Below are 26591 nucleotides of genomic sequence, written 5' to 3' on the forward strand. Positions count from 1 at the left end.
GTATGCAGTAAATCATTGGTTGAAACACTTCACAAGCAGATGCGTTGAAGAGTGTTGTGAACTAATGTGGCCTCCATGAGCCACGACCCGACCGTGAACGCCGGCGACATCGCTCGGCTCGCCGGTGTCGGGCGGGCCGCGGTGAGCAACTGGCGCCGCCGCCACGACGACTTCCCCAAACCCGTCGACGGAACCGCCGCGCAGCCGCTTTTCGCGCTGCGCGAGGTCGAGGCATGGCTGAGTCGCTATGGGAAGTCCTACCAGGTCTCGCTGGCAGATCGCGCGTGGCAACGCCTGAAAGCCTCGGGAGATCTTCAGCTTGGCGAGCTCGTGGCCGCCGCTGGGGGCTTTCTCGCCAGTCCCGACGGTGGTGGTCACGGGCTCGACGCGGGTCTGGCCACCGTGCTGCGCGAGCTGGCCGCCGAGCGCGGCGCGCTGGCCGCCTACGAGTTCCTGTGCGCCCGCTACTTCGAGGCCCATTCCCGCAAGCTCTCCCTCACCCGTGAGGACGTCGCGGCCCTGATGGTACGGCTGGCAGCGCCTGAGGGCGGCATCGTGCTCGACCCCGCCTGCGGCGTCGGCACCCTCCTGCTGCCGCTGTCGTCCCACGGCCGCGCGAAGGACGAGCCCGACGGCGTCAGGGTGCTCGGCCAGGAGCTGGAGGACACCTCCGCCCGCATCGCCGCCGCCAGGCTGGCCCTGCGCGGCGTCGAGGCCGAGATCGTCCACGGCGACGCGCTCAGGCGTGACGCCTTCCCCGGCCCCCGAGCCGACGCGGTGGTCTGCGACCCGCCGTTCAACGAGCGGTCGTGGGGCTACGACGAGCTCACCGGCGACCCCCGCTGGGAGCACGGCCTGCCCCCGCGAGGAGAGTCCGAGCTCGCGTGGGTGCAGCACTGCCTCACCCACGTCAGGCCGGGCGGCCTGGTCGCCATCCTCATGCCGGCCGCCGCCGCCAGCCGCAGGGCGGGCCGCCGCATCAGGGGCAACCTGCTGCGCGCAGGCGCTCTGCGGGCCGTGGTGACCCTCTGGCAGGGCGGCCCCGACCTGTGGCTGCTGCGCAGGCCCGAGAGCGGAGAGCGCCCGCCGTCCGAGATCGCCATCATGGACGCCGAGGGCGACCTGAGCAGGGTCGAGCCCGCGCTGCGCGACGGCGCGCACCAGGTCCGCATCATCGACCTGCTCGACGACGAGGTCGACATCAGCCCCTCCCGCCACGCCCCCCGCGCGGGGGCCGACCTCGGCAGGGCCTTCGCCGATGCCCGCGAGCGCTTCATGGCCGCCTCCGTCGCCGCGCCCGACCTGCTGGTCCTCGACCAGCCACTCGACCAGCCGGCCACCACGATCGGCGAGCTGGTCAAGGCGGGCCTGGTCACGATCCTGCAAGCCCCGCCCAGGATGTCGGCCGACGGCGGCGACCTGCCCGTGCTGACGGCCGACGACGTGGAGCGCGGCACCACCCCCTCGGGCGCCACGACCGCCGAGCCCGGCCTGGTCAGGATCCAGCCGGGCGACGTCGTGGCGACCTATGCCACCGCGAGGGTCGTCAGCCAGGACGGCGCGGTCCTCGGCCCCCAGCTGACGCTCTACCGCGTCGACCAGCGCCGCGTGGACCCCCACTTCCTCGCCGGGTTCCTGCGCTCGGCGGGGGCGCGCGTGCCCGCGGGCTCCAGCAGGGTCGACGCTCGCCGTACGCGCCTGCCGAGGCTGTCGCTGGCCGAGCAGCGTGCCTACGGCGACGCCTTCAGGCAGCTCGCCACCATGGAGGACGCCCTGCGCGAGGCGACCGCGCTCGGGGAGACCCTCATCAGGCTCGGTCACGAGGGGCTGGCCGACGGCCGCCTGCACCCGCCGTCCTGATCCACGGTCCCGGGCACGGCGGGCGCGGCGCCCGGCCTCAGGCCGCGCACGTGTCGTGGGTGGCGTCGAACCCCTTCAGCGCCTCGGAATCCCCGGCCTGCAACGCCTTCAGCCCCTTCCAGTCGTCCCCGATCGTCAGCACCAGCCGCGGCGTGGTCGCGTTCGGCACGAGCCTTGGCGTGCCGGACAGCAGGTCGCGGGTGAGCGTGGGCACGCGGGTCTCCCCGTTCGGGGAGTACAGCAGCAGGGTCTTCGGGTACGGCTTGCGCGGCGCGTCGCCGATCTTGGTGATGTGGTAGCCCCGCTGTTCGAGCCCCACCGCCACCTGGCTGGCCAGCCCTCCGCGGATGGTGCCGTTGCGCACCTCCACATTGATCTTCGACCGTGGCACCTTCGCCTGCCCGCCCTTGACCCCCGCCACGCTCCTGTCCTTGGCGACGATCTGGAACAACGTCTTGGCCTGCGGCTCCACCCACTCCACGCGCCCTGGATGGGTGATGGAGTAGTGCCACGGCGTGGTGATGAAGCGGATCTGCCCCGCGGTCATGCCCTGCGCGCTCTCGGCGAGGTCCTTCATGACACCAGGGGTGAGGCCGGGGTCGGTGGTGACGGCCTTGGTGGCCGCGTCGAGGAAGCCGAAGAGCCTGGCGGGATCGGTGAGCGTCTGCCCGCTCATCACCTTCTTGAGCATGGAGGCGATGAACATCTGCTGCCGCTGGATGCGCCCGATGTCGGAGCCGTCGCCCATGCTGTAGCGGGCGCGGACGTAGCCGAGCGCCTGTTCGCCGGTGAGCGACTGCCGCCCCGCGTCGAGGTGGAGCAGCGCCTTCGTGTCGTCGATGCGCTCGGGCAGGCACACCTCGACCCCGCCGACGGCGTCGACCATGCTCTTGAAGCCGGTGAAGTCGACCTTCACGAAGTGGTCGATGTGGATGCCGGTCAGCGACTCGATCGTCTTCCACGTGCAGCCGATGCCGCCCGAGTTGAACGACTCGTTGATCATGCCGATGTGGGGCTGCTGGCCCGGCAACGTGCCCTTGGCGCGGCAGGCCGGCAGCTGGACCAGCGAGTCTCGGGGGAAACTGATCACCATGGCGTCGTCGCGCCTGGACGACAGGTGGGCCAGCATGATCGTGTCGGTCCGCTCGCCCTCGACGGTGTGGCCATACCGGGCGTTCTTGCCGTCACGCTGGTCGGAGCCGACGATCAGCACGTTGAGCGCGGTGGTGGCGGCCTTGGGCGGCCGGGTGGCGCCCAGGTCGCCCGTCACGTCGATGTGCTGCACGTTGCCGGTCAGCTTCACGTAGGCGCCGACCACCACGCCGACGGCGGCGAGCACCACCGCCATCGTCACCGCGACGACCCAGCGAAGCCAGCGCCGCCGCGCCCGCGGGGGCGGCCCTGGAGAGGGCGAAGGCGAAGGAGGGGCGTCGACGAGCCCGCTGCTCACATGTCACTCCAGGGGAGGTCCAGTCGCACGCGCCGAGTGTACTGAGTCCCGCGGCCTCGGGTGCGCCGGAATGGCGAGCAGGGGGACGCCATAGGATCGAGGCCTTGGCTTTTGACACTTTTTCGCCGGGAGGCGTTCATGTCCGATGTCACCTTCAAGGGCAACCCGATCACCGTCGGCGGCACCTTTCCTCAGCCCGGCGACGCGGCCCCCGCGTTCAGCCTCGTGGGCAGAGACCTGTCCGACGTGACGCTCGCCGCGTTCGGCGACAAGACCAAGGTGCTCAACATCTTCCCCAGCATCGACACCGGGACCTGCGCGGCCTCGGTGCGCCGCTTCAACGAGGTGGCCGCCCAGCACCCGGACGTGGCTGTACTGTGCGTCTCGGCCGACCTGCCGTTCGCCCAGGGCCGCTTCTGCGGCGCCGAGGGCCTGGACAACGTGGTGACGCTGTCGTTGATGCGCGGCAGGGAGTTCCTGACCGCGTACGGCGTCGCCCAGGAGTCCGGCCCGCTGGCCGGCCTCGCCGCCCGCGCGGTGGTGGTGCTGGACGGCGACAACAACGTCGTCTACTCCGAGCTGGTCCCCGAGATCACCCAGGAGCCCGACTACGAGGGCGCGCTCAAGGCCCTGGCGTAACCCTCCCGCGGCGGATCCTCTCTCGTGGAGGATCCGCCGCCAGGCCCGACGGAGGAACCGTGGCCTTCGATGACACCGGTGTCGAGGTGCGGGTGCCCTCGACGGTCGACCGCGTCGTCTCCCTCGTGCCCTCCCTCACCGAGTCGGTGGCGGCCACGGGCAAACTGGTCGGCGCCACCGACTGGTGCAGCCATCCCGCCGACCTCGACGTGGTGAGGGTGCGCGGCACCAAGAACCCTGATCTCGACCGGATCGTGGCGCTCAGGCCCGACGTGGTGCTGGCCAACGCCGAGGAGAACAGGGAGCCCGACCTCCAGGCGCTCAGGGAGGCGGGCGTCGCGGTGTGGGTGACGCGGATCGAGACGGTCGAGGCGGCGTTCACCTCGCTGGGCAGGATGTTCGAGCACGCCTGCCGCAGCCCCGAGCCCGCGTGGCTCGACCGTGCGAGGCAGGCGTGGGACCTGCCGGAGCCCGGGGCCAGGCGCACCGCGATCATCCCGATCTGGCGGCGGCCGTGGATGGTGGTCGGCCGCGACACCTTCACCGGCGACGTGCTGAGGCGGCTGGGCGTCGACAACCTCTACGCCGGCCATCCCGAGCGCTATCCCAAGATCCCCCTCGACGAGCTTGTCGCCAGAAATCCGGATCTGGTGGTGTTGCCGGACGAGCCGTACGCCTTCAACGAGCACGACGGCCCCGAGTGCTTCGCCAGGTCCGCGCTGGTGAGCGGGCGGTTGCTGACCTGGTACGGCCCGTCGATGGTGGAGGCGCCCGCGGCGCTGCGCGACAGTCTCCGTCTCTAGGAGGGTCTCCGCCGCGTCGCAGGGCTCACGCCAGTGCCGCGTCGACGCTCGCGGGCGCCAGCACGTGCTCCGTCACCATCACCGCGGTCCCGATGATGCCCGCCCTGGCGCCCAGCACGCTGGTCACGATCTCCAGGTTCCTCGTCGTGTACGGCAGGCTGCGCCGGTAGACGCTCTCCCTGATGCCGGTCAGGTAGTGCTCCCTCGTCTCGGCCATGTCGCCCGCCAGCACCAGCACGCCGGGGTTGAGCAGGCTGACCGCGGTGGCCAGCACCAGCCCGAGGGTGCGTCCCGCCTCCTGGGTGCGGGCGATCGCCTCGGGGTCGCCCGCCTGCACCAGGCGGACCACGTCGCGGCTGCTCTCCTGCCCGAGGTCCTGGGCCACGGCGTGGCCGCTGGCCAGCGAGGCCACGCAGCCCTTCGAGCCGCAGGTGCAGACCCTGACGTCGCTCTCGCTCAGCCGTACGTGACCGATGTTGCCCGCGGCCTCCTCCACGCCCCTGTAGATGCGCCCGTCGAGCACGATGCCCGCGCCGATGCCGGTGGAGACCTTCACCAGCAGGAGGGAGGGGGAGGACCGGTAGGAGGCCCACCACTCGCCGAGCGCCATCGCCTTGGCGTCGTTCTCCACCAGGATCGGCACGTCGAACCCGTCGCCGAAGGTCGCCTTGATCGGCAGGTCGTCCCATCCCGGCATCAGGAAGGACCTGAGCACCTTGCCCGAGGTGTGGTCGACCGAACCCGGCAGGTCGAGCCCGATGCCGCACACCTGCGCGTGGGTGCGGCCCGTGCGGTCGAGCAGGCGCTCGAAGGCGTGCCGTACCCAGGTCAGGACCTCTTCGGGGCCGCGGTCGATGCGCATGCTCGCGGACTCCTCGGCCTGCGGCCGCGCGGTCAGGTCGGTCAGCGCCACCCTCGCGTGGCTGGCGCCGAGGTCGGCGACGAGCACGACCCTGCTGGTGGAATCGACGGCGAGGACCGAGGGAGGACGCCCGCCCCCGGAAGCCCCCTTGTCGGCCTCGCGGATGTAGCCTGCGGCGATGAGCCGGTCCACCCTGTCGGTGATCGTGGATCTGGACAGGCCGGTGTAGTCGATCAGCTGTTTGCGGGTACGGCACGTACCCTGCCTGATCAACTGAAGGACGTGTCCGGCCGTCAGCATCCCTAGCCCTTCTCCGCGCCTGCCGTGAGGCCCTCCGTCAGCAGCCGCTCGCCGGCGAAGAACACCACCACGATGGGTAGCGTCAGGACTACCGATCCTGCCATGAGAACGGTCGTCGGGATCTCGATACTGCCCGCCAGTTGGGAAAGACCGAGGGAGACGGTCCAGCTCTCCCTGCGCTCGACGAGGAAGAGCAGGGCGAAGAGGAACTCGTTCCAAGCGATCATGAAGGCGTAGAGCCCCGTGGCCATGAGCGCGGGCTTCGACAGCGGCAGCACCACCCGCCAGATCGTCTCGATCCTGCCGCAGCCGTCGATCGCGGCCGCCTCCTCCACGCTGTGCGGCACGGTCTCGAAGTAGTTGCGCAGCATGTAGACGGTGACCGGCACGGTCTGGGCGATGTAGACCAGGATCAGGCCGGTCAGCGACCCGCGCAGCCCGATCATGGTGAACAGCACGAACAGCGGGATCGCCAGCACGATCGCGGGGAAGAGGTAGACGGCCAGGAACAGGAAGTGCACCTGGCGGCGGCCGAAGAAGCGCAGCCTCGCCACCGCGTAGGCGCCGGGGATCGAGATCAGCAGCGTCACCGCGACCGAGGCGACGGCGACGATCGCGCTGTTGCGCATGAAGGTCAGGAAGCCCTGCCTGCCCAGGACGTCCTGGTAGGTGGCCAGGGTGAGGTGCCGCGGCCACAGCGATCCCGGCTCCAGGATCAGCTCCTGGATGTCGCGGACCGAGAGCATGACCATGTAGAGGAAGGGGAAGGCGGTGATCACGGTCAGGAACGCGATCACCAGCAGTCTGAGCACCTTGAACAGCGCGCGTTCGAAACGGTCCCTACTCACGCTCGCCCCCGAAGAACCTCAGGTACACCGCCAGGAAGACCACCAGCACGACGGCCAGGACGAGGGCCTGGGCCGCCGAGGCGCCGATGTCGTCGCGCGCGGTGAGGAAGGTGTAGACCCTGACGCTGACCACCTCGGTGCCCGCCCCTCCTCCCGTGAGGAGGTAGACGTCGTCGAACTTGGTGAAGGTGAACACGAACCGCAGGACCGACAGCAGCGCCACCACGCGCCAGAGCTGCGGCATGATCACGTGACGGAAGCGCTGGGTGGGCGTCGCGCCGTCCACGACCGCCGCCTCGTCGAGTTCGCGCGGCAGCGCCTGGAGCCTGGCGAGGATGAACAGGAAGGCGAAGGGGAAGTAGCGCCAGGCCTCGAAGGCGATGACGGTGAGCAGCGCCACCGGGACCTGCAGGCCGAGTAAGGTGCCCCTGGCTTGGGTGAGGAAGGCGATCGGCTCGCTGAGCCAGGTGTTGACGATGCCGAACTGCGGGTTCAGCATCACCTCCCACAGGAAGGCGACCGCCACGACGGGGGCGACGTAGGGGATGAGGATGGAGGCCCTGACCAGGGTGCGGCCCTTGAACCTGTCCTTCAGCGCCAGCGCGGCCACCAGGCCGATCGAGATCGACAGCGCGGTGCCCGCCACGGTGTAGATCAGCGTGTTGACCAGGGCCGTCCAGAATCCCGGCTCGGAGATGACGTAGGTGAAGTTGTCCAGCGTGTAGTTGCCGAAGAGGCCCGTCCGCCTGATGTTGATCAGACGGGCGTCCTGGAAGGCCAGCATGATCGCCCACAGCAGCGGCGCGACCACGACGGCCAGCGTGATGACCAGCGTGGGGGAGATGAGCAGCAGGCCCGCCCTCGCCTCCCGTTCCCGCAGGGTCATTGCCTGATCCCGCGCTTGATCGCCTCGACGTCCGCCTTGGCCTGGACGGCCGCCGCCTGCGGGGTCAGCGAGCCGTCCACGATCGCGCTGAGCGCCTTGGGGACGGGCAGCTCGCCCATGGTGGCCCCGACCAGCTTGCCCTGGCCCTGCGGGATGCCCCACCTGGCGAACGTGTCGGGGCTCTTGCGCAGCGCGTCCAGTACCTCGGCCGGGTAGATCTGCGACAGCGGCGCCTTGCTGTCGACGCCCGCGGGGAGCGCGGTCCACTTGGCCTCGAAGCCCTTGCGCGTGGGGAACTTGCCCTCCGGCGCCATCCCGATCCACCGCTCGTAGCCCTCGTTCATCATGAAGCCGACGAACCGCTGGGCGGCCGCGGTGTTGGCGTCCCTGGTCACCGCCCACGAGACGATCTCGCCGTACTGGGCGGGCGTGCCGCCCGCGGGCCCCTTCAGCGCGGTGACCACGCCCGTGTTCTCGGCCAGCCACTCCTTGTCCTGCCTGCACCCGGCGCAGGACGGCAGCGCGTCGTTCCTCAGCCCGGCCAGCTCGTCGAGGATGAAGGACGACCAGATGGTCATCGCGGCCTTGCCGGCGAAGTAGGTGGCCCTGGTCGAGTCGACGTCCTGCTCGCCCTTCACGGAGTACTGCGAGGCCAGGCGCGAGTAGAAGTCGAAGGCCTGCACGCACGCGGGGGAGTCGAGGGCGATGTCGCCAGTGTTGTCGACCAGCTGGCAGCCGTTGGCCAGCGCCACGTGCTCGAAGCTCTGCGCGGTGAAGGAGTCCTTGGGCGCGTTGGCCAGGGTGATGCCCGCGACCCCTCCGGTGTTGAGCTTCTTGGCCGCCGCCTCCAGCCGCTCGTAGGTGTCGGGCGGTTCGAGCCCTGCCTTCTCGAACAGGTCCTTGCGGTAGAGGATCAGCTGCGCCCACCCGTCACTGGGCACGGCCAGCAGCTTGCCGGAGGCGCTGTCCAGCTCCAGCGCCCTGGCCGAGAAGGTGTCGCGGCCGAGCTGCTCCACGACCTTCCCCGGCGTCTCGGTGTCGAGCAGGTCGCCGGCCTCCAGCTCGCGCACCGCCGCCAGCGGGAGCGCGCCGATGACGTCGGGCAGCCTTCCCGCCGCCGCGGCCGCGGTGACGATCTGGCTGAACTGGTCCTCCGCCACGCCGACCAGGTTGACCTTGATGCCGGTCTTCTCGGTGAAGTCGGCGGCGATCCGGCGTTGCACGCTCATGCGGTCGGCGAGTGACTCCTCGGTCCACACGGTGATCGTGTCGGCCGGCTGATCTTCTGTGCCGCCGCCGCACGCGGCCGTGGTCAGGGCCAGCAGCGCGGCGGAGAGGACGGCGGTTACCTTGTACGGCATGGCTCGCTCCTCCTGAGGTGTTGTGCCTGGAGTACCCCTTGAGCAGGTCGAGCAACGCACTGTGCAATTTCCGGCATTCGTTGAGAAACTCGGCGGGCCGTCGTGCCTGGTCAGCCCCCACACGATTGATCATGGGAAAGGTTGCTTTCCGGAAACGGCGCTTCAAATTCATGGCAATGCTCGGTTAAAGACGTAGACTTAAGTGTGATTTGAGCGCAGCTATGGTTTGCAATCTTGCGCCAAATCAGCCACTTCTGTTTGATCAAAAAGCGTAAGTGTGGGTAATGCACGTCATCACCATTGAAGAGCCGGGTCTCGTGCGCGTCACGAAGGAGCGGCCCGGCGACCTGGCGCCCGGCACCGTGCGAGTTCGCACGCTGTACTCAGGCGTCTCGGCGGGCACCGAGCTGACCGCCTACCGAGGGACCAACCCTTACCTCAACCGCCGCTGGGACACCGAGCGCCGGCTGTTCGTCGAGGGCCAGAGCCACTCCTATCCCCTGGCGGGCTGGGGCTACCAGGAGGTCGGCGAGGTCGTCGAGGCCGCGCCCGACGTCGCCGACCCGCCCCTCGGGTCGCTGGTGTGGGGCATCTGGGGCCATCGCGAAGAGGCGGTCGTGCCGGCCGAGAAGCTCGTCGGGCACATGATCCCGCCCGGCGTCGACCCGCTCATCGGCGTCTTCGCCAGGGTCGGCGCGATCGCGCTCAACGCGGTCCACGCCGCCGACATCCACCTCGGCGACCAGGTGACCGTTTTCGGGCAGGGCGTGATCGGGCTGCTGGCCACCCGCCTCGCCGTGCTCAACGGCGCCAGGGTCGTCGCCGCCGACGCGCTGCCCGCCCGCCTCGAACTGGCCAAGCGGTTCGGCGCGGCCGAGGCCTTCGACATCCGGACGGGCTCGGCGGCCGAGTTCGTGCGCAAGCGCATCGAGGGCGCCGACACCGCCATCGAGCTGAGCGGCAGTCACCTGGGCCTGCAGGAGGCCATCAGGACCGTCCGCAGGGGCGGCAGGGTCGTCGCCGCGGGCTTCTACCAGGGCGAGGCGCTCGGGCTGCGGCTCGGCGAGGAGTTCCACCACAACCAGGTGCAGCTCGTCTCCTCCCAGATCGGCGGCGTGGCCTCGTGGCTGTCGCACCGCTGGGACGTCGAGCGGCTGCAGCGCACGTTCATGGAGCTGGTCTACCGCGGTGAGGTCGACGCCGCCCGGCTGATCAGCCACGTCATGCCCGTCGAATCCGCCGCCGAGGCCTTCGACCTGCTCGACCGGCATCCGGCCGAGGTTCTGCAACTCGTCTTCGCGTTCGAAGGAAGCACCGTATGAAGCTGGCCGTACAGGAGCAGTTGCTGCCTGGTCGCACGCTGCAGGAGAAGTTCGCGTTCGCCCTCGACGCCGGGTTCGACGCGATCGAACTGCGCGGCAAGGGCGACTTCCAGTTCGCCACCAGGCTCACCGAGCTCAAGCGCGCGCTGGCCGACGGGGTGGTCATGCCGACCGTCTGCGTCGACATGCCGCACTTCATCGGCGACTTCGACCCCGCCAAGCGCAAGGACGCCATCCAGCAGTTGCGCTCCCAGCTCACGGTGATCGCCGAGCTGGGCGGCATCGGCGTCATGACGCCCGCCTCATGGGGGCAGTTCTCCAGGCGGCTGCCGCCCTTCGAGCCGCCGCGCGGGCCCCAGGAGGACCGCGAGGTGCTGGCCGAGGCGCTGAGCCTGCTGGGCGAGCACGCGCACCGCAACGGCGTGAAGATCATGCTGGAGCCCCTCAACAGGTACGAGAACCACATGGTCAACACGCTGGCGGAGGCGGTGTCCTACTGCTCCATGGACTCCGTCAAGGTTGTCGGTGACACCTACCACATGAACATCGAGGAGGACGACCCCTGCCGCTCGTTGGTGGAGGCCGCGCCGTACCTCGCGCACATGCAGATCAGCGAGTCGAACCGCAACCAGCCGGGCACCGGGCACCTGGACTGGGCGGCGCAGCTGGCCACTCTGGACGCGATCGGCTACGACGGCTACCTCGCGCTGGAGTGCCGCCTGCGCGGCGAACCCGAGATCGTCCTTCCGCAGACCGCCGCCTTCATCAGGAAGTTCCTATGATCGCACGCGACGCCGTGCGCGTCCTGGTCGCCAACTGGGACGGGAGCTACACCGTCCCCTCGCGGCGGCTCTACCCCCACCAGTGGAGCTGGGACTCCGCCTTCATCGCGATCGGCAACGCGCGGTGGTCGCCGCGCAGGGCCCGTTCGGAGCTCCTGTCGCTGTTCGGCGCGCAGTGGCGCGACGGCAGGGTGCCGCACATCGTCTTCAACCCCAACGTCCCCGACGGCGCCTACTTCCCGGGACCGGAGTTCTGGGAGGTCCGCGCCCCCTCGGGCAGCGCCACCTCGGGGATCGTGCAGCCTCCCGTGCACGCCATCGCCGCCTGGCAGGTGCACCTGGCCGAGCCTGACGCCGCCTTCCTGCGCCGCCTGTACCCGCGCCTGGTCGCCCAGCAGCAGTTCCTCCGTACGGCGAGGCGGTCCGCCGAGGGCCTGATGTCGATCGTCCACCCGTGGGAATCCGGCATGGACAACAGCCCCGCATGGGACGTCCCCCTCGCCGCGGTCGCCCCGGGACCCACGGGCGTGGTGCGCCGCGACCTCACCCACGTCAGCCCCGACGAGCGGCCCACCGACCGCGACTACGAGCGCTACACCGCGCTCGCCCGCGCCTACCGCGACACCGGCTACCGCAGGGCGGGCGCCTTCGCCGTGGAGGACCCGCTGTTCAACGCCGCCTACGGCGCCTCGGAGTCCGCCCTGGCGAAGATCGCCGCCGCCTGCGGCCTCGATCCCGCGCCGCACCACGCGGAGGCGGCCAGGATCACCGCCGCGATGGTCGAGCACCTCTACGACGACGGCTTGTTCCACAGCCGTGACACCGCCAGCGGCATCCTGCTGCGCTCCCACAGCGCGGCCGGCCTGGTGCCGCTGATCCTGCCCGACCTGCCGCGCGAGATCGTCAACGCGCTCATCGGCACCGCTCTCGACAGGTTCGAGATCAAGCGGGGGCTCCTGCCCAGCTTCGCGCCGGGCACGCCGGAGTTCGACCCGGTCCGCTACTGGAGGGGGCCGAGCTGGATCAACCTGACCTGGCTGGTCTGGCACGGCCTGCGCCACCGCAGGGCCGACCTGGCCGAGCTGCTGGCCGAAGGGATGATCAGGGCGGTGACCTCCTCGGGCTTCAGGGAGTACTTCGACCCGTTCACCGCCGAGGGGCACGGCTGCGGGGACTTCAGCTGGTCGGCGGCGCTAGTCCTCGACATCCTGGCTCAGCACGGCCTGGATGGTGTGCCTGCGTCCCTGCGCCAGGTCGGTGAGGAGCTCGGGAGCCTGGCCGAATGCGACGACGTCGGTCACCAGGTGCTCGCGTAGCCCTGCCCTGTTCCTGAGCAGCTCGATTGTCTCGTGGGAGAGCCGCTCCCTGTCCCACGCGTGGGCGAGGCCGCGCGGCACCCTGCCGATCTGGGCACACCTGATCGACAGCCCGTTGTGGTGGAACTCCTCGCCCATGCGCACCTCGTCGGCGCCCTGCGGGTAGAAGGCCAGGTCGATCACCGCGCCCTGAGGTCTGAGCAACTTCAGCGCCAGCGCGAGGTAGCGGGCCTGCCCCCTGCACTGGAACACCACGTCCGCGCCCCTGTCGCCGGGGCCGTGCCGCCAGCGCTCCTTCAGCGTGACGGCGGGGTCCTCGCGGACGGCCGTGGCGCCGAGCGCCTCGGCGACGCGCAACCGCTCGGGCGTCTCGTCCACCACGACGACCTCGGCCGCGCCGTGCCTGAGGGCGAAGCAGGCGGTCAGCAGGCCGACCACGCCCGCGCCCGTGACCGCCACCCTGCGGCCGCGCACGCCGTCGCCCAGGCCGTGGACGGCTGGGCCGTACAGGTCTGCGGCGGCGTGCAGCAGGCCGTTGGCGCAGATGGGGCCCATGTGCGCGACGTAGATGCCAAGGAGCGGATCGAGGTCGTCGGGCAGCTCGACGAAGCGGTCCTTGAGCGGGTCGGCCACGTAGCCGGTGCGGTGACCGTAGGCCATGGCCAGCAGCGAGCCCTCCCGCACGGCCTTCGTCCTGGTCTCGGTGACCATGCCGACCTGCATGTAGCCGATCCCGCGCACCGGGTACTCGATCGACGGCACCCCCTCGGTGAACAGCCCGAGCACCGGATCCCACGTGGCGTTCAGGTAGGGGTTGGTGCCCTTCACGTAGGTCAGCTCGGTGCCCGCGGAGACGCCGCTGTAGACCGTCTCGACGCGGAACGCGCCGTCCTCCAGCGAGCTCGTCTTCTCCTCGACGAAGGTGACCTCGCCAGGCGCCTCGATGCTCAGCGTGCGGATCTCATCCATGCAGCATCACGGGAACCCTTTCACCGGCCGAGCGCGCGACCGCGTGCGCCAGTGCGTGGGTGCGCAGCGCCTCCTCGTACGGCACGCGCACGTCACTCTCCCTGCCCTGGACCGCGTTCACGAACTCCCTGTCCACCCGCGTCTTGGCCTTGCCCGGGTCCTCCATGATGCTCTGCCCGTCGGCGACGAGCCGGGTTTCGCTGATTTCCAGCGACACTCCCTCCGCGCACACCTCGAGCCCGACCCGGCCCTTGGCGGTCAGCATGCAGGTCACCGCCAGCAGTCCCGCCGCCCCCGAGTCGAACCGCAGCACGGCCGCGGTCGCCCTGTCGACCTCCCCGTCCTGCGGCGTCCCGCCGGTGACGGCGTGCACCATCGTCACCTCGCCCACCAGCGCTCTTGCCAGGTCGAGCACGTGCACGGCCTGTTCGAGCACCTGGCCGCCGGACAGGTCGCGCCTGATCCACCACGGCACCGGCGGCACCTTGTCCAGCCAGTGGCCGATCGCGAGCTGAATCGGGCGGTCCGCGAGCAGGTCCCTCGCCCGATCGATGATGTCGAGGTAACGCCAGTGGTGCCCGACGGCTGAGGGCAGGCCTTTACGTCGGATCGCGGCACCGATCTTTTCGGCTGTTTCGAGATCCAGCGCGAGCGGTTTTTCAACAAATATCGGCAGATCGGACTCCAGGCAGTCAAGCTCTGGCGTACCGTGCGCGAAAGGAGGAACACAGACGTAAACCGCATCAAGTCTGCCGGCAGCCAGCAGGTCGGCATGGTCGCCGTAGGCGGGGGAGCCATGCCGTGAGGCCAGCGCCTCGGCCTTGTGGGGATCTGTGTCGGCGATTCCAGCAATCGTCACGTCGGGGAATGTGGAGAGGACGTCAGCGTGGCGCGCGGCGACATTTCCCGCTCCGATGATGCCGATACGGGTGAGTGAGGTCACGGATTGGCATATGCCTCATCTGCGGTCGAGCAAACAACGACGTTCGAATCGCTATGAAAAGGGCAGCTCTGCCATTCAAGACGTCATCAGATCGGGGCAGACTGCATGGAACCAGGTACCAGCATGGCCGCCGACTGGCCGCTTGACGCGTTGCGACTGGCCAAGGGCGGCACGACCGTCAGTGTGGTGCTTCCGGCGCGGGACGAGGAACGCACGGTCGGCACGATCGTCTCGGCGATCCGCGACGACCTGGCCGGACTGGTCGACGAGATCCTCGTCGTCGACTCCCGCTCCACCGACGCCACGGCCGCGCGCGCGGCCAAGGCAGGGGCAAGGGTCGTCCGCCAGGACGACGTGCTGCCCCAGCTACCGCCGCTGTCAGGCAAGGGTGAGGCGTTGTGGAAGGGCCTGGCCGCCAGCCACGGCGACCTGGTCGTCTACATCGACTCGGACCTGCGCAACTTCGGCTCCCACTTCGTCACAGGGCTGCTCGGCCCGCTGCTGACCGACCCGGCGACACAGTTCGTGAAGGGCGCCTACGAACGGCCCCTGCGCGGACAGCGGGGCGAGGGCGGGCGGGTCACCGAGCTGGTCGCCCGACCACTGCTCAACCTGTTCTGGCCCGAGCTGGCCGGGTTCGCGCAGCCGCTCGGCGGCGAGTACGCCGCCAGGAGGTCGGTGCTGGAGCGGGTGCCGTTCGTGACCGAGTACGGCGTCGAGTTCGGGCTGCTCGTCGATCTCCTCGAGCTGGTCGGCCTGGACGCCATGGTCCAGGTGGACCTCGGCTCCCGCGAGCACTCCCATCAGAGCACGGCCGCCCTCGGCAGGATGGCGGGGCAGATCATGCTCACCGCATGGTCGCGGCTGGAGCGCCAGGGCAGGATCGTCGCCTCGGAGCCTCCCGCGACCCTGCTCCGCCAGTTCAATCCCGACACCGTCACCGACGTGTCCGTCGCCGAGCGGCCGCCGCTCGCGTCCTTGATCGACATCATGGAGGAGGACGTGGCATGAAGATCCTGGTGAACGCGGGACCGTGGTTGCCGATCCCGCCCTCGGGCTACGGCGGGATCGAGAACGTCATCGCCACTCTCGTGCCCGCCCTCCGCTCGCGCGGCGTGCACGTGGTCCTGGCCTCGGTGGGCTCCAGCGGCATCGAGGCCGACGAGCTGATCTGGACGTTCCCCGACGGGCAGTTCAAGGAGCTGCAGAAGCCGTACAACCAGGTCATGGGCCTGGCCCACGCGCACCAGGTCAGGGTGCTCGAAGAGCTGCGCGGCCGCGACGACATCGACCTGGTCCACGACCACCTGGAGGTCGTGGGGCCCGCGACGCTGTCGGCCTTCGGCGGGCCGCCCGTCCTGCACACCCTGCACTGGGACCTGCGCAAACATTCGGCGTTCTACGGCGCGTTCCCGCCGGGGATCGCGGTCAACGGCGTCTCCGACTCGCAGCTGGCCCGCGCCCCCTCCGCCCTGCGCGCCGCCGCGCTCGGCGCGGTCCACCTGGCCACGCCGCTGGCCGACGAGGAACCGGTCAGGGGGAGCGGCGAGCAGGTCGTGGTCATGGGCAGGATCTGCGCGCTCAAGGGCCAGCACCTGGCGGCGCGGGTGTGCCAGAAGCTCGGCCTGCCGCTGGTGATGGCGGGCCCGGTGAGCGGCCTGAACACCCCCGCCGAGCTCGACGCCGTCCTCCAGGACCCGGAGCATCCGCTGCACGGCCACCCCGATGTCCGCTACCACCACGATCACGTGGCCCCCTACCTGGACGACGACCTGGTCCGCTGGATCGGCGGCGTCGGCGGGAGCGCCAGGGACGAGCTCTACGCCTCGGCGAAAGCCGCCCTGTTCCCCATCCAGTGGGACGAACCCGGCGGCACCGCCGTCGTCGAGGCCCTCGCCCTCGGGGTGCCACCCGTCGGCCTGCGACGCGGCTGCATGCCCGAGCTCGTCGACCACGGCCGCACGGGGTGGCTCGCCGATACCGAGGAGGAGCTGGCCGAGCTGCTGCTGCGGGTGGACGAGATCGACCCGGAGGAGTGCCGCCGCGAGGCCCGCCTGCGCTTCTCTCCGTCGGTCATGGCCGAACGCTACCTGGACCTGTACGGCGAGGCCGTCACTCGCGGGCGCCGATCGCCTCGGCAGGCGGCCTGCTGAGGGCGAACCTGGCGGGGATCGAGGTGGCCAGCAGCGCGAGCGTCGCGGCGGCGGCGATCACCGCCAGGTAGGTCAGCGGCGGCACGGACGGCGTCGCCGACCCCGTCATGCCCATGCTGAAGGCCGTCAGCGTGACCAGCGCGACGGCGCTGCCGAGGACCGTCGACACCAGAACGGCGGCCAGGCTCTCCATCCGCAGCATGCGCAGGACCTGCCGCTTGGTGGTGCCGACCAGGCGCAGCAGCGCCAGCTCGCGAGTGCGGGCCGCGGTCGACATGGCCAGCGTGTTGACCACGGCGATCGCGCAGAAGGCGACGATCAGGCCCATGGCGACATAGGTGACCGCGGGGTTGGAGCCGCTCGCCTCGACGGGGAGCCGCGCGCCGAACCGCTCCAGAGTGGCGCGGTCCCCTCCGGCGACCAGGACGCTGCCATGAGGGTCGTCGACGTGCCCGGCGACGAGGGCGTGGGAGAGCGTGAGGTCGCCGAAGCCGAGGCCCCTGCCGTAGACGGCGGCGACGGTGAGCCGGACAGGGGTGCCGTCGCCGAGCGTGAGGGCGAGCGGGGAGCCCACCGCGACGCCCAGCCGGTCGGCGGCCGTCGTGCTGACCGCGACCGACCGTTCGTCGAGCTTCTGGAGCGAGCCCGAGACGACGCCCAGGTCCATGGTCCTGTCCAGGCCCTCGGTGGTGACGGCCTGCGCGCCGTACCGGTCCAGGTCGATCCTGACCGAGGTGCGCAGCACCTCGGTGGCGGCGAGGACGCCCGGCAGCTCACGAACCGCCGCGGCGGAGATGCCCGACCCGAGGACGTGGTCGGCCTTCACGCCCGCGGCGGCCTGCTCCCGCGCGGCGTTCCCCATCGTGGTCTGGACGAACAGGATCGTGCAGGTCATCGCGATCAGCAGGCTCAGCGGGGTGATGACGGCCGCCATCCGCTTGGTGTTCGCGCGCAGGTTCGCGGCGGACAGGAAGCCGCCCGCCCCGGGGGCGCGCAGGGGCAGCGCGGTCACCACCCTGGCGATCACCGGGCCGAGCAGCGCGATGGCGATCGTCCACACCAGCGCGGTGAGCATGGTGACGGGGCTGGAGGCCGCCTCCGTGGTGAGGTTCGAGACCAGGACCGTCAGCGTCACCCCGGCCGCCAGGGCGAGCACCCCTGCCACCACCCGCGCCCGCGGCAGCCCGCCGCCTTGCAGCGCCGCCTCGCCGAGCGCCTCCACCGGCCTGATCCTGGCCGTACGGCGAGCCGAGACCAGCGCCGCGGCCCACGCCGCGCCCACGGTGGCCGCCACCGCGGCGAGCAGAGGGAACGGGCTCACGACGAGCTGAAGGTTGGCCGGCATCGCGCCCAGCGCGACGAACCTGGAGCGCAGCCCGAGACCGAGCAGGATGCCCGCCCCCGAGCCGAGCACGCCCGCCGCGGCGCTGACGAGCAGCGCCTCGCCGCCGAGCAGCTTGCGGATCTGCCGGGGCGTGGCCGCGATCGCCCTGAGCATGGCCAGCTCGCGCTGGCGCTGCTGGACCGACAGCGCGAGGGTGCCGACCACCACGAGCACCGCCACCAGCAGCGAGGTGCCGCCGAGCGCGCCGCCCAGGCTGACCAGCATCGTCCGCGACCTCTCCGCGCCGAGGAACTCCACCGCGCCGCGCTCGTCGCCGGTGTAGGCGATCGCGCCCTTCACCTGGCCGCCGAGCGAGGGGAAGACGCCGATCGCGCTCACCATCCCCTGCCTGCCCGCCAGGCGACGCGCCTCGCGGGTGGTGAAGAAGACCGTGTCCTGGCTGGGCAGGGCCTGCGCGGTGACGCCGATCACGCGGTAGGCCCGCTCGCCCGCCTGGAGCGTGGTCCCGGCGAAGTTCGCGTCCACGACCACCTCGTCGTCGCTTCTGGGCGCACGGCCCCTGGCGAGAGTGAACGGCGTGAGCGCCGCCGACTCCCATCCGTGGCCGAGCGCGTCCCCCACGGGGAAGGTCACCTCGGTCACCACCTTCTCGACGCCGGGGGCCCTGCGCAGCTCGGCGGCGATCGAGGCCGGGATCCAGCGCCGCTCCGACAGCGGCTTGGCCTTGGTCTTGACGTCGCCGTCCTCGTCGCGGGTGGTCTGGCGGTCGAACCGGTCACCGGCCACGATCACCGGCGCGCCCGCGTACCGCTCCGGCGCCACCTCGCCCCTGAGCCCGGTCTCCAGCAGCATCCCGCAGGCCGTCACCAGCGCCGCCGCGCAGAGCAGGGCCACGAACGCGCCCGCGAACCCCGCCTTGCGGTGCCGCAACGTCCTGATCGCGAAGGAGATCATCACTTCCACGCCCCCAGCCTGGTCATCCGCTCGGCCACCTTGTCGGCCGTCGGGGCGGCCATCGAGTCCACGATCCTGCCGTCGGCCAGGAACAGCACGGTGTCGGCGTAGGAGGCCGCCACCGGGTCGTGCGTGACCATCACCACGGTCTGTCCCAGCGAGGAGACCACCTCGCGCAGCAGGGTCAGCACGTCACGAGCGGTCATGGTGTCGAGCGCGCCCGTCGGCTCGTCGCCGAACACCACCTCGGGCCTGGTCACCAGCGCCCTGGCGATGGCCACGCGCTGCTGCTGGCCGCCGGACAGCTGGGCGGGCCGGTGTCCCGCGCGGCCTTCGAGACCGACGCGGCGCACGATCTCGGCCAGCCACGAGTGGTCCGCCTTCACCCCTGCCAGGCGCAGCGGCAGCGTGATGTTCTCGATCACCGTCAGCGCCGAGACCAGGTTGAAGGACTGGAAGACGAAGCCGACGCGCTGCCTGCGCAGTTCGGTCAGCGCCGTCTCGTTCATGCGGGCCAGCTCCGTGTCGCCCAGCCGTACCGAACCGGAGGAGGGCACGTCCAGTCCTGCCGCGCAGTGCAGGAACGTGCTCTTGCCCGAGCCCGACGGGCCCATCACGGCGGTGAAGGTGCCGCGCGGGATGCCCACCGACACCTCGCGCAGCGCCGCCACCGCCCCCTGCCCCCTGCCGTAGATCTTGCTCACCGCGTCCAACCGCACCACGTCTGTCATGGGGAACAGCCTGCTGACCTGAGGATTCAGCGGCCAGAGACGCCGTCATGAGCCGGGTATGACGTCATCATGATCCGGACACTGATAGACATATCCCTGTGATTCGCGTGCTTTTGGCCGAGGACCAGCACGTCATCAGGGGCGCCCTGGTCGCGTTGCTCGGCCTCGAAGAGGACATCGAGATCGTCGCCGCCGTCGAGTCGGGCGACGCCGTCCTCGCCGCCGCGCTGGCGCACCGGCCGGACGTCGCGGTCCTCGACATCGACATGCCCGGCACGCTCGACGGCCTGGAGGCCGCGGGCGAGCTGCGCGCCAAGCTCCCCGCCTGCCGCACGCTCATGCTCACCGCGTACGGCAAGCCCGGCCACCTGCGGCGAGCGCTGGGCGCGCAGGTGGACGGGTTCGTGCTCAAGACCGCGCCGCCCGAGGAACTGACCGCGGCGATCCGCAAGGTGGCGGCGGGGGAGCGGGTGCTCGATCCGTCGCTCGCGGTCACCGCGTGGGACCTGGCCGACAACCCGCTCACCCCGCGCGAGGCCGACGTGCTGCGCCTGGCGGCCGGCGGGGCCGAGGCGCCGGAGATCGCGGCCCAGCTGTACCTGAGCGCCGGAACCGTTCGCAACTACCTGACCACGATCGTCGCCAAGCTCAACGCCCGCAACCGCACCGACGCCGCGCGCATCGCCAGGGAGTCGGGCTGGATCTGACGGTCAGCGCGTTCCGGCCGGAGCCCACGCCAGGGTGGGCGCCCGCGCGACCAGCTCGAACCAGCCGTCCTCGCGGGAGGTGGTGAGCCGTCCGTCCAGGGCGGCCAGCCTGGTGGTGAGGTTGCCGAGCCCGGACGAGCCGGGCCGGCGCTCGGTCGAGGAGGGCCTGACGCCGTCGTTGCGGACGCGCAGCCGTACGACGCCGTCCTCGTGGGCGGTCTCGATCGCGCAGTGGCGGGCCGAGCTGTGCCTGAGCACGTTCGTCACCGACTCCCTGAGCGCGGCGCTCAGCACGGTCTCCACCTGTTCGCCGAGGTCGCCGTGGTCCAGGTCGAGGGTGACCGCGATGCCGGCGGCGGCCAGCACCGAGCGCGCGGACTCCGCCTCCTCCGCCAGCGACATCGCCAGCTCCGCGCCTGAGACCGCCCGGAGGTCGGCCTCGGCCCGCTCGACCATCACCAGCACGTCGTCGAGCTCGGCCCGAGCCCGCTCCGCGTCCAGACGGCGGGCCAGCTCGCACTTGAGCAGGATCGCCGCCAGGTTGTGGCCGAGCAGGTCGTGCAGGTCGCGGGCGGCTCTGAGGCGCTCCTCGACCACCGCGGCCCGCGCCAGGCCACGGCGCGAGTCCTGCAGCTCCTTGACCACCTGCGCCAGCCTGACCAGGCCGTAGACGACCAGCCCCGTGACCACCGTGCTGACCGCGTAGTTGACGGTCAGCGCCGCGGGCATGGTCAGCGACACGCCCACGACCGCGACGCCGGCCACAACAGCGGCCACCAGCGGCAGCGCCAGCGCCCACGGGAAGGCGAGCAGGATCGGCCCCGCGAGGAACCCGGCCACTCCCAGCCACGCCCTGCCGAAGAAGGGGAGGGGCGCGTAGGTGAGCACCGCCATGATCCCGAGGGCGACCATGTGGCGGCCCGTCACCGAGCGCAGCTGCATGACGAAGATCACGGCGAGGAGCGCGGCCGCCGCCCACACCGGCTCCGCCAGCAACAGCGCCTTCAGCGAGAACCCTGCGAGGACGGTGGCCAGCAGCGCGACCGACAGCAGGTAGGCGCCCCTGTCGTGCTCGGGCTCGGCGGAAGGACGCGTGTCCGGCAGCACCGCCTCCACGGTCAGCCTGCCTTCGGCGGTCAGCTCCGTGGTGAGCGTGCCGCCCGCCTTCTCGACCTGCGCGGGCAGCTCGCCCATGCTCTGGTCGTCGGCGGTGCGGGCGCCGTCGTTGGTGACGCGGAGCCGTACCCTGCCCTCCTCCGCCGTGGTCTCGATGAGGCAGGTGCTGGCGGCACGCCGCCGTACGACCTCGGTCACGGCCTCGCGGAGCACCGCCGCCAGCAGCGCGCCCGCCGGACCGAGCGGCTCGGCGTGCCCCACGCGGACCTCCACCGCCACCCCCTCCGCGGCCAGCATCGCCTTGGCGGTGGTGATCTCGGGCGTCAGCGACATCGCCCGGTAGCTCGACGCGGCGGACCTGGCGTCGGCCAGCGCCTGCCGCGCGGTGGCGACGTCGGGGCTGCCCGTGCGCGCGCCCGCGGCGATCACCGCCAGCGCCTTGCCCAGCCCCTCGTTCAGCTCGGCGGCGATGCGCAGCCGCTCCTCCGCGGTGGCGGACATCGCCAGGGCGAGCCGGGTGGCGTGGACCTCGTCGACCCGCTCGGTCAACCGGGTCAGGCCGTAGATGACCAGCGAGATCAGCACGGCGCTGATCGTGGCGTCGGCCGTGCCCAGAACGGCGGCGCTCACCGCGACGCCCGCCGCCAGCGGCCATAGGGGTGTCAGCAGCAGCGATCCGCCCACGAAGCCGAGGATGCCGACGGAGCTGCCCATGAGCAGCACCGAGGCGTAGGCCGCCACCGCCACCACGGCCGGCTGCCACCACCGGCGCCGGACCACGGACAGCGCCTGCGCGGCGAAGACCACCAACGCCAGCGGGGAGCCGGCCACCAGGTAGACGCTCGCGAAGCTCCCGAGCACCACGAAGACGATCACTCGGGCTCTGTGCGGCACGCCAGCAGCTTAGGAGAAGCCCCTCGGCAGCACGGCGACGGGGCAGGTCGACGCCTTCAGCGCCTTCATCGCGACCTCGCCGAGGAACACCCTGTGCGGCTGGGCGTCCTCGCTGGGCGCGCAGACCAGCAGGTCGCCCGGCGGCCACTCCACGCTGGCCAGCGCGGTGGCCACGTCGTGCCCCTCCGCGGTCTCGGCCTCCGCCTCGATGCCCGTGCTCTCCCACGCCAGCCGTACGGCCAGCGCCAGGTCGTCGCGCAGCCGCCCAGGATCCTCCGTACGCAGGTCGAAGGTGATGAGCCGCATGGGCACGCCGAGCCGCAGCGCCGCCTGCGCCACCCGTTCGACCGCCTCGTCGGCCTGCGGCCTGTGCACGTAGGCCAGCGTCAGGCGGCTCGGCACCTCCGGCGGCTCGTAGCCGGCCGGCGCGAGCATGACCGCCTCGGGCGCCAGGTGCAGGAGGTGGTCGCCGGTACTGCCGATCGTGATGCGGCCGCCCGGCCCGCCCTGCGCCGAGCCCACCACGATCAGGTCCGCCCTGATCCTGCTGGCCAGCACCGACAGGCCCCTGCCCGAACCGCGGCTCTCGAAGGACAGGTACTCGGCGGGGACCTCGCCGATCGCCTCCGCCGCGTGCGCGAGATTGGCCTGGGCCTCGACGGCGGACCCAGGACTGCCAGGGGGATAGATCGTGGCCACGGTCAGCTCCCCGCCGGTGACCCGCGTGATGGCGGCCCCGAGTGCGAGAGCGTCACGTCCACCCGAGTCGTTCGTGTATCCGACGACGACGTGCTCTCCGATCACCATGCGCCCGTACCCCACTTGACCTGGGAATATTCATGTTTCGTCGGGGGTTGTCTCTTAATGGCCCTACTGAGAAGGTGAGGACGACGAAGATCACGCTTGACACCTGTTTCAACGGTGCTCTCGGCCCGGTCACGCTGCGCGACGCGGTGCGCAGGCTGAGAGCGGGAGAGCTGGCCTGCACCGTCGAACCCGAGCTGGTCGAAGGCAAGGTCAACGTGTTCTGCGACTGCGTCGAGCACGGCTTCACGCCGCTCCGCAGCGAGATCATGGCCGCGTACTACGTCGCGGAACGTGACGCGACGAGCGAGGCCTTCGATCGCGGCCTCATCACCGAGGGCGAGCTCAGGCAGAAATACCTCGATCTCGACCGTTTGGTGCTGACACGGGCCTGAGATCGGCTGAATGGTCGAGGCGAAGCGGTCGCGCTCCCTCTACGGTGACATGTTCATCGATACTTCACCGATTGGACATGACGCCACGTGTACGGGGACATCGCAGGCTTCGCCATGAGCACGCCCGCCTGGGTGCACGCCGTCGCCGAGATCGGCACGGACGCCGGTCTGCTCGTCTTCGCGGCGCTCTTCGCCGTCGCCGTCTGGCGGTCGAGAGCGGCTCCCGACCGTGACCTGGCCCTCACCCTCGCGGGCCCTCCCGCGGTCGTCGGCGCCTACGCGCTCAGCGAGGTCGTCAAGCTCCTCATCAGGGAGGAGCGCCCGTGCAGGGGAGGGATCGCCACCATCGCGGCATGCCCGCCGGTCGGCGACTGGTCCTTCCCCAGCAACCACTCGGTGATCGCCGCCGCCTCGGCGGGCGCGCTCGTCCTGGTCTGGCGGCGGCTGGCCTGGCTGGCGCTGCCGCTGGCCGCGATGATGGCCTTCTCCCGCGTGTTCGTGGGGGTGCACTACCCCCACGACGTCGCGGTCGGCTACCTGTTCGGCGTGCTCATGGCGCCCCTGCTGGCGTTGATGACGGTCGGCGCCGTCACCCCTCTCGTACGGCGGGCCCGCGGAAGGAGTCCGTGGTTTCGACCAGCCGAGCCAGGATCCCCGGTTCGGTGAAGGCGTGTCCCGCGTCGTCGACGACCTGGAAGTCCGCCTCGGGCCACGCCTTGTGCAGGTCCCACGCGGTCGTCATCGGCGTGCAGGCGTCGTAGCGGCCCTGCACGATGACCGCGGGGATGTGCCTGATCTTGTCGACGTCGCGGATGAGCTGGCCCGGCTCGAAGAACCCGCCGTTGACGAAGTAGTGGCTCTCGATCCTGGCGAAGGAGACGGCCTTGTCCGGCTCCCCGAACTCGGCGACGTGCTCGGGGTCGGGCAGCAGCGTGATCGTGGCCGCCTCCCACTGCGCCCACGCGCGGGCGGCGGCCACCCGCACCTCGTCGTCGGCGCTGCCCAGCCGCCGTGCGAACGCGGCGATCAGGTCGCCGCGCTCCTCCTCGGGGATGGGCGCCAGGTACGACTCCCACAGGTCGGGGAAGAGGAACGAGGCGCCCTCCTGGTAGAACCAGCGCAGCTCGTGCTCCCTGAGCGTGAAGATGCCGCGCAGGATCAGCTCGCTCACCCTGCCGGGATGCGTCTGCGCGTAGGCCAGCGCGAGCGCGCTGCCCCACGACCCGCCGAACACCTGCCAGGTGTCGATCCCGAGATGCTCGCGCAGCCGCTCCATGTCGCGCACGAGGTTCCAGGTGGTGTTCGACGCCAGTGACACGCCAGGGTCGCTGGCGTGCGGCCTGCTGCGGCCGCAGTTGCGCTGGTCGAACAGCACGATCCGGTACGCCCGGGGGTCCCACTGGCGGCGGTGCTTGGCCGAGCAGCCGCTGCCCGGACCGCCATGGAGCATGACGGCGGGCTTGCCTTCGGGGTTGCCGCAGACCTCCCAGTAGATCTCGTCGCCGTCGCCGACGTCGAGCATCCCCGAGGCGTAAGGTTCAATGGCTGGATAGAGGCTCATGGAGTCCTGTCATACCGCAAGCCGCCGGTCGAGGCGACCGGCTGCGCGTCTCGTCGGGGTCGGCGACGTGCCTGGCGTGGGCGGCCCGGCAGGGACAATGGGCTCATGGAGCTCATCTCGATCGATGACATCCGAGCTGCCGCCGACCGCATCGCGCCTCATGTGCTGCGCACCCCGCTCATCCAGGCCGACGACCTCTGGATCAAGCCGGAGAGCCTCCAGCGCGTGGGCTCCTTCAAGATCCGGGGGGCGATCAACGCGGTCGCCGTCCTCGAACCCCAGGGCGTGGTCACCCACTCCTCCGGCAACCACGGGCAGGCTCTCGCCTACGCCGCCTGGCTCAAGGGGATCCCGTGCGTCGTGGTCGTCCCCGAGGGCGCCCCGAAGGTCAAGACCGACGCGATCAGGGCATGGGGCGCCGAGCTGGTCGTCGTCCCGCCGGGACAGCGGGTGGTCGCCGCGGAGAAGCTCGCCGCCGAGCGCGGGCTGACGATGGTCCCGCCGTACGACCATCCGGCGGTCATCGCGGGACAGGGCACCGTCGGGCTGGAGATCATGGCGGATCTGCCCGGCACGGAGGTGGTCCTCGTTCCGGTGAGCGGGGGCGGGCTGATCTCTGGGATCGCGTCGGCGGTCAAGGCGCTCGACCCCTCGGTGCGGGTGATCGGCGTCGAACCCGAGCTCGCCGCCGACGCCGCGGAGAGCATGGCCGCGGGGCGGCGCGTCACGTGGGAGCCGGAGCGGACCTTCCGCACGATCGCCGACGGGCTGCGCGCCGACCTGTCCGAGCTGACGTTCGCGCACGTCAGGGCGCGGGTGGACGCCATCGTGACCGTCACGGAGGACGAGATCCGCGACGCGATGCGGTACCTCGCCGCCCGCGCGCGGCTGGTCGCCGAGCCGAGCGGGGCCGTCGCGACCGCGGCATGGCTGGCGGGCAGGACGACGCCCGGCCGTACGGTGGCCGTCCTGTCGGGCGGCAACCTGGATCCGTCGCTCTAGTCGGAGGTCCACTCGAAGCGGTCGAGGAAGCCGCGCTCGCCCCTGGCGTACTCGTCGAAGGCCCTGCGCACCTCGTCCAGGCGGGTCACGAGCGTGGTGCGCAGCGTGCCCTCCTTGTACTCCAGCTCGTAACCCGGCGAGACCTGGATGAAGTGATGGCCGAAGGTCACCAGGACGGCGAAGGGGTTCTGCGGGGACAACGTGCCGAGCACGTCACGCACGAGCCCCAGGTCGGGGTTGACGACCATCATGCCGTCGCCGGTGTGGAGCTGGGTCTCAGGGTCGGTCCCGAGCGGCGAGAGGTTGTGCACGAGATCGCGCTGCGGGTCGTAGCAGACCAGACCGTACTGCCTGGCCAGGGCGAACGCCGCGTTGGACACCTCGTCGAGCTCCTCGGGCGCCATGGTGATCAGCGCGTGCCCCGAGTAGGCGACGGCGTGGCCCGGCAGCTCCTTGACCAGCGCCGCGACCTCGGCCACCTCCGGCTCGGCGGGCGGGTCCGCGCGGGCCGCGCGGTAGACGGCCGCCGCCTGCTCTCTGGTGATCGGCTCGGCCTCGCGCCAGACCATCAACTTCATGCTCATGCCC

General features: G+C 71.0%; 24 protein-coding genes and 1 pseudogene. 12 read left to right on the top strand and 13 right to left on the bottom strand.

Features of this window, described 5'->3' with window-relative positions; all coding sequences use genetic code 11:
- Window positions 1-75 precede the first annotated feature (75 nt).
- Window positions 76-1860 carry an N-6 DNA methylase gene (locus tag AB0B45_RS17110; protein ID WP_358131397.1) on the top strand — a complete coding sequence of 595 codons (1785 nt, stop codon included), beginning with the start codon at window positions 76-78 and terminating at the stop codon, window positions 1858-1860.
- Between the two features lie 37 nt (window positions 1861-1897).
- Here AB0B45_RS17110 and AB0B45_RS17115 read toward each other — a convergent pair whose 3' ends face one another.
- Window positions 1898-3310: an LCP family protein gene (locus AB0B45_RS17115; RefSeq protein ID WP_358131399.1), complete on the bottom strand. Its 1413-nt coding sequence runs from the start codon at window positions 3308-3310 to the stop codon at window positions 1898-1900.
- Between the two features lie 138 nt (window positions 3311-3448).
- Here AB0B45_RS17115 and tpx point away from each other — a divergent pair, with 138 nt between their 5' ends.
- Both tpx and AB0B45_RS17125 read left to right on the top strand, forming a co-directional pair.
- Window positions 3449-3949 carry a thiol peroxidase gene (gene tpx / locus AB0B45_RS17120; protein WP_358131402.1) on the top strand — a complete coding sequence of 167 codons (501 nt, stop codon included), beginning with the start codon at window positions 3449-3451 and terminating at the stop codon, window positions 3947-3949.
- A gap of 59 nt (window positions 3950-4008) precedes the next feature.
- Window positions 4009-4752, top strand: a complete 744-nt coding sequence (locus AB0B45_RS17125; RefSeq protein ID WP_358131405.1) for a helical backbone metal receptor — start codon at window positions 4009-4011, stop codon at window positions 4750-4752.
- Between the two features lie 25 nt (window positions 4753-4777).
- On the opposite strand, the gene AB0B45_RS17130 is transcribed toward AB0B45_RS17125, so the two are convergent.
- From AB0B45_RS17130 to AB0B45_RS17145, 4 genes are read right to left on the bottom strand one after another with little or no spacing between them, the layout of a single operon-like run.
- On the bottom strand, window positions 4778-5914 hold the full coding sequence (locus tag AB0B45_RS17130) for an ROK family transcriptional regulator (RefSeq protein ID WP_358131408.1): 1137 nt from the start codon (window positions 5912-5914) through the stop codon (window positions 4778-4780).
- Window positions 5915-5916: 2 nt separating this feature from the next.
- Complete coding sequence (locus tag AB0B45_RS17135) at window positions 5917-6762, bottom strand: carbohydrate ABC transporter permease (RefSeq protein WP_358131411.1); 846 nt, start codon at window positions 6760-6762, stop codon at window positions 5917-5919.
- Complete coding sequence (locus AB0B45_RS17140; protein ID WP_358131414.1) at window positions 6755-7648, bottom strand: sugar ABC transporter permease; 894 nt, start codon at window positions 7646-7648, stop codon at window positions 6755-6757. The genes AB0B45_RS17135 and AB0B45_RS17140 overlap by 8 nt, the downstream gene beginning before the upstream one ends.
- Window positions 7645-9009 carry an extracellular solute-binding protein gene (locus AB0B45_RS17145; RefSeq protein WP_358131417.1) on the bottom strand — a complete coding sequence of 455 codons (1365 nt, stop codon included), beginning with the start codon at window positions 9007-9009 and terminating at the stop codon, window positions 7645-7647. Before AB0B45_RS17145 ends, AB0B45_RS17140 begins: the two co-directional genes overlap by 4 nt.
- Window positions 9010-9293: 284 nt before the next feature.
- Here AB0B45_RS17145 and AB0B45_RS17150 point away from each other — a divergent pair, with 284 nt between their 5' ends.
- Genes AB0B45_RS17150 through AB0B45_RS17160 form a run of 3 tightly spaced genes read left to right on the top strand, consistent with a single transcriptional unit; the run spans window position 9294 to window position 12429 of the window.
- Window positions 9294-10331, top strand: a complete 1038-nt coding sequence (locus AB0B45_RS17150; protein ID WP_358131420.1) for a zinc-binding alcohol dehydrogenase — start codon at window positions 9294-9296, stop codon at window positions 10329-10331.
- Window positions 10328-11113, top strand: a complete 786-nt coding sequence (locus tag AB0B45_RS17155; protein ID WP_358131423.1) for a sugar phosphate isomerase/epimerase family protein — start codon at window positions 10328-10330, stop codon at window positions 11111-11113. Before AB0B45_RS17150 ends, AB0B45_RS17155 begins: the two co-directional genes overlap by 4 nt.
- Window positions 11110-12429, top strand: coding sequence for a hypothetical protein (locus tag AB0B45_RS17160; protein WP_358131425.1), 1320 nt, complete (start codon window positions 11110-11112; stop codon window positions 12427-12429). Before AB0B45_RS17155 ends, AB0B45_RS17160 begins: the two co-directional genes overlap by 4 nt.
- A gap of 105 nt (window positions 12430-12534) precedes the next feature.
- On the opposite strand, the pseudogene AB0B45_RS17165 reads toward AB0B45_RS17160, so the two are convergent.
- Together AB0B45_RS17165 and AB0B45_RS17170 are read right to left on the bottom strand one after the other, a co-directional pair.
- A pseudogene (locus AB0B45_RS17165) lies at window positions 12535-13398 on the bottom strand (zinc-binding dehydrogenase); the annotation flags it as partial.
- The gene (locus AB0B45_RS17170) at window positions 13391-14341 is read right to left on the bottom strand and encodes a Gfo/Idh/MocA family oxidoreductase (protein ID WP_358131427.1); all 951 of its coding nucleotides are present in this window, start codon (window positions 14339-14341) and stop codon (window positions 13391-13393) included. The pseudogene AB0B45_RS17165 and the gene AB0B45_RS17170, both read right to left, overlap by 8 nt.
- Window positions 14342-14446: 105 nt before the next feature.
- Between AB0B45_RS17170 and AB0B45_RS17175 the strand changes: the two genes are divergently transcribed.
- Window positions 14447-15352 carry a glucosyl-3-phosphoglycerate synthase gene (locus AB0B45_RS17175; RefSeq protein WP_358131429.1) on the top strand — a complete coding sequence of 302 codons (906 nt, stop codon included), beginning with the start codon at window positions 14447-14449 and terminating at the stop codon, window positions 15350-15352.
- A complete protein-coding gene (locus tag AB0B45_RS17180) occupies window positions 15349-16494 on the top strand; it encodes a glycosyltransferase (RefSeq protein WP_358131430.1) in 1146 nt (381 codons plus the stop codon). The genes AB0B45_RS17175 and AB0B45_RS17180 overlap by 4 nt, the downstream gene beginning before the upstream one ends.
- Here AB0B45_RS17180 and AB0B45_RS17185 read toward each other — a convergent pair.
- On the bottom strand, window positions 16454-18793 hold the full coding sequence (locus tag AB0B45_RS17185; protein WP_358131707.1) for an FtsX-like permease family protein: 2340 nt from the start codon (window positions 18791-18793) through the stop codon (window positions 16454-16456). The two genes, AB0B45_RS17180 and AB0B45_RS17185, sit on opposite strands and share 41 nt — an antisense overlap.
- A complete protein-coding gene (locus AB0B45_RS17190; RefSeq protein WP_358131432.1) occupies window positions 18793-19524 on the bottom strand; it encodes an ABC transporter ATP-binding protein in 732 nt (243 codons plus the stop codon). The genes AB0B45_RS17185 and AB0B45_RS17190 overlap by 1 nt, the downstream gene beginning before the upstream one ends.
- 98 nt (window positions 19525-19622) lie before the next feature.
- Here AB0B45_RS17190 and AB0B45_RS17195 point away from each other — a divergent pair, with 98 nt between their 5' ends.
- Window positions 19623-20231, top strand: a complete 609-nt coding sequence (locus tag AB0B45_RS17195; protein ID WP_358131433.1) for a response regulator transcription factor — start codon at window positions 19623-19625, stop codon at window positions 20229-20231.
- Window positions 20232-20234: 3 nt separating this feature from the next.
- Here the strand turns inward: AB0B45_RS17195 and AB0B45_RS17200 are convergent, their stop codons facing one another.
- Window positions 20235-22241 (bottom strand): histidine kinase, encoded by a 2007-nt coding sequence (locus AB0B45_RS17200; protein WP_358131434.1) that lies wholly within the window; start codon window positions 22239-22241, stop codon window positions 20235-20237.
- Between the two features lie 9 nt (window positions 22242-22250).
- Entirely contained in the window at window positions 22251-23048 is a 798-nt protein-coding gene (locus tag AB0B45_RS17205; protein ID WP_358131437.1) for a universal stress protein, read from the bottom strand.
- A gap of 74 nt (window positions 23049-23122) precedes the next feature.
- On the opposite strand from AB0B45_RS17205, the gene AB0B45_RS17210 reads away from it, so the two are divergent.
- A complete protein-coding gene (locus AB0B45_RS17210) occupies window positions 23123-23440 on the top strand; it encodes a hypothetical protein (RefSeq protein WP_358131440.1) in 318 nt (105 codons plus the stop codon).
- 87 nt (window positions 23441-23527) lie between these two features.
- Window positions 23528-24106, top strand: coding sequence for a phosphatase PAP2 family protein (locus AB0B45_RS17215; RefSeq protein ID WP_358131442.1), 579 nt, complete (start codon window positions 23528-23530; stop codon window positions 24104-24106).
- Here the strand turns inward: AB0B45_RS17215 and pip are convergent.
- Window positions 24030-25001: a prolyl aminopeptidase gene (pip, locus tag AB0B45_RS17220; RefSeq protein ID WP_358131444.1), complete on the bottom strand. Its 972-nt coding sequence runs from the start codon at window positions 24999-25001 to the stop codon at window positions 24030-24032. The two genes, AB0B45_RS17215 and pip, sit on opposite strands and share 77 nt — an antisense overlap.
- Before the next feature lie 105 nt (window positions 25002-25106).
- On the opposite strand from pip, the gene AB0B45_RS17225 reads away from it, so the two are divergent.
- Complete coding sequence (locus tag AB0B45_RS17225) at window positions 25107-26003, top strand: threonine/serine dehydratase (RefSeq protein WP_358131446.1); 897 nt, start codon at window positions 25107-25109, stop codon at window positions 26001-26003.
- On the opposite strand, the gene AB0B45_RS17230 is transcribed toward AB0B45_RS17225, so the two are convergent.
- Window positions 26000-26587, bottom strand: a complete 588-nt coding sequence (locus AB0B45_RS17230; protein ID WP_358131448.1) for a hypothetical protein — start codon at window positions 26585-26587, stop codon at window positions 26000-26002. The two genes, AB0B45_RS17225 and AB0B45_RS17230, sit on opposite strands and share 4 nt — an antisense overlap.
- Between the last annotated feature and the right edge of the window lie 4 nt (window positions 26588-26591).

It is taken from the genome of Nonomuraea sp. NPDC049152, from assembly GCF_040648355.1.
Lineage (GTDB): Bacteria > Actinomycetota > Actinomycetes > Streptosporangiales > Streptosporangiaceae > Nonomuraea.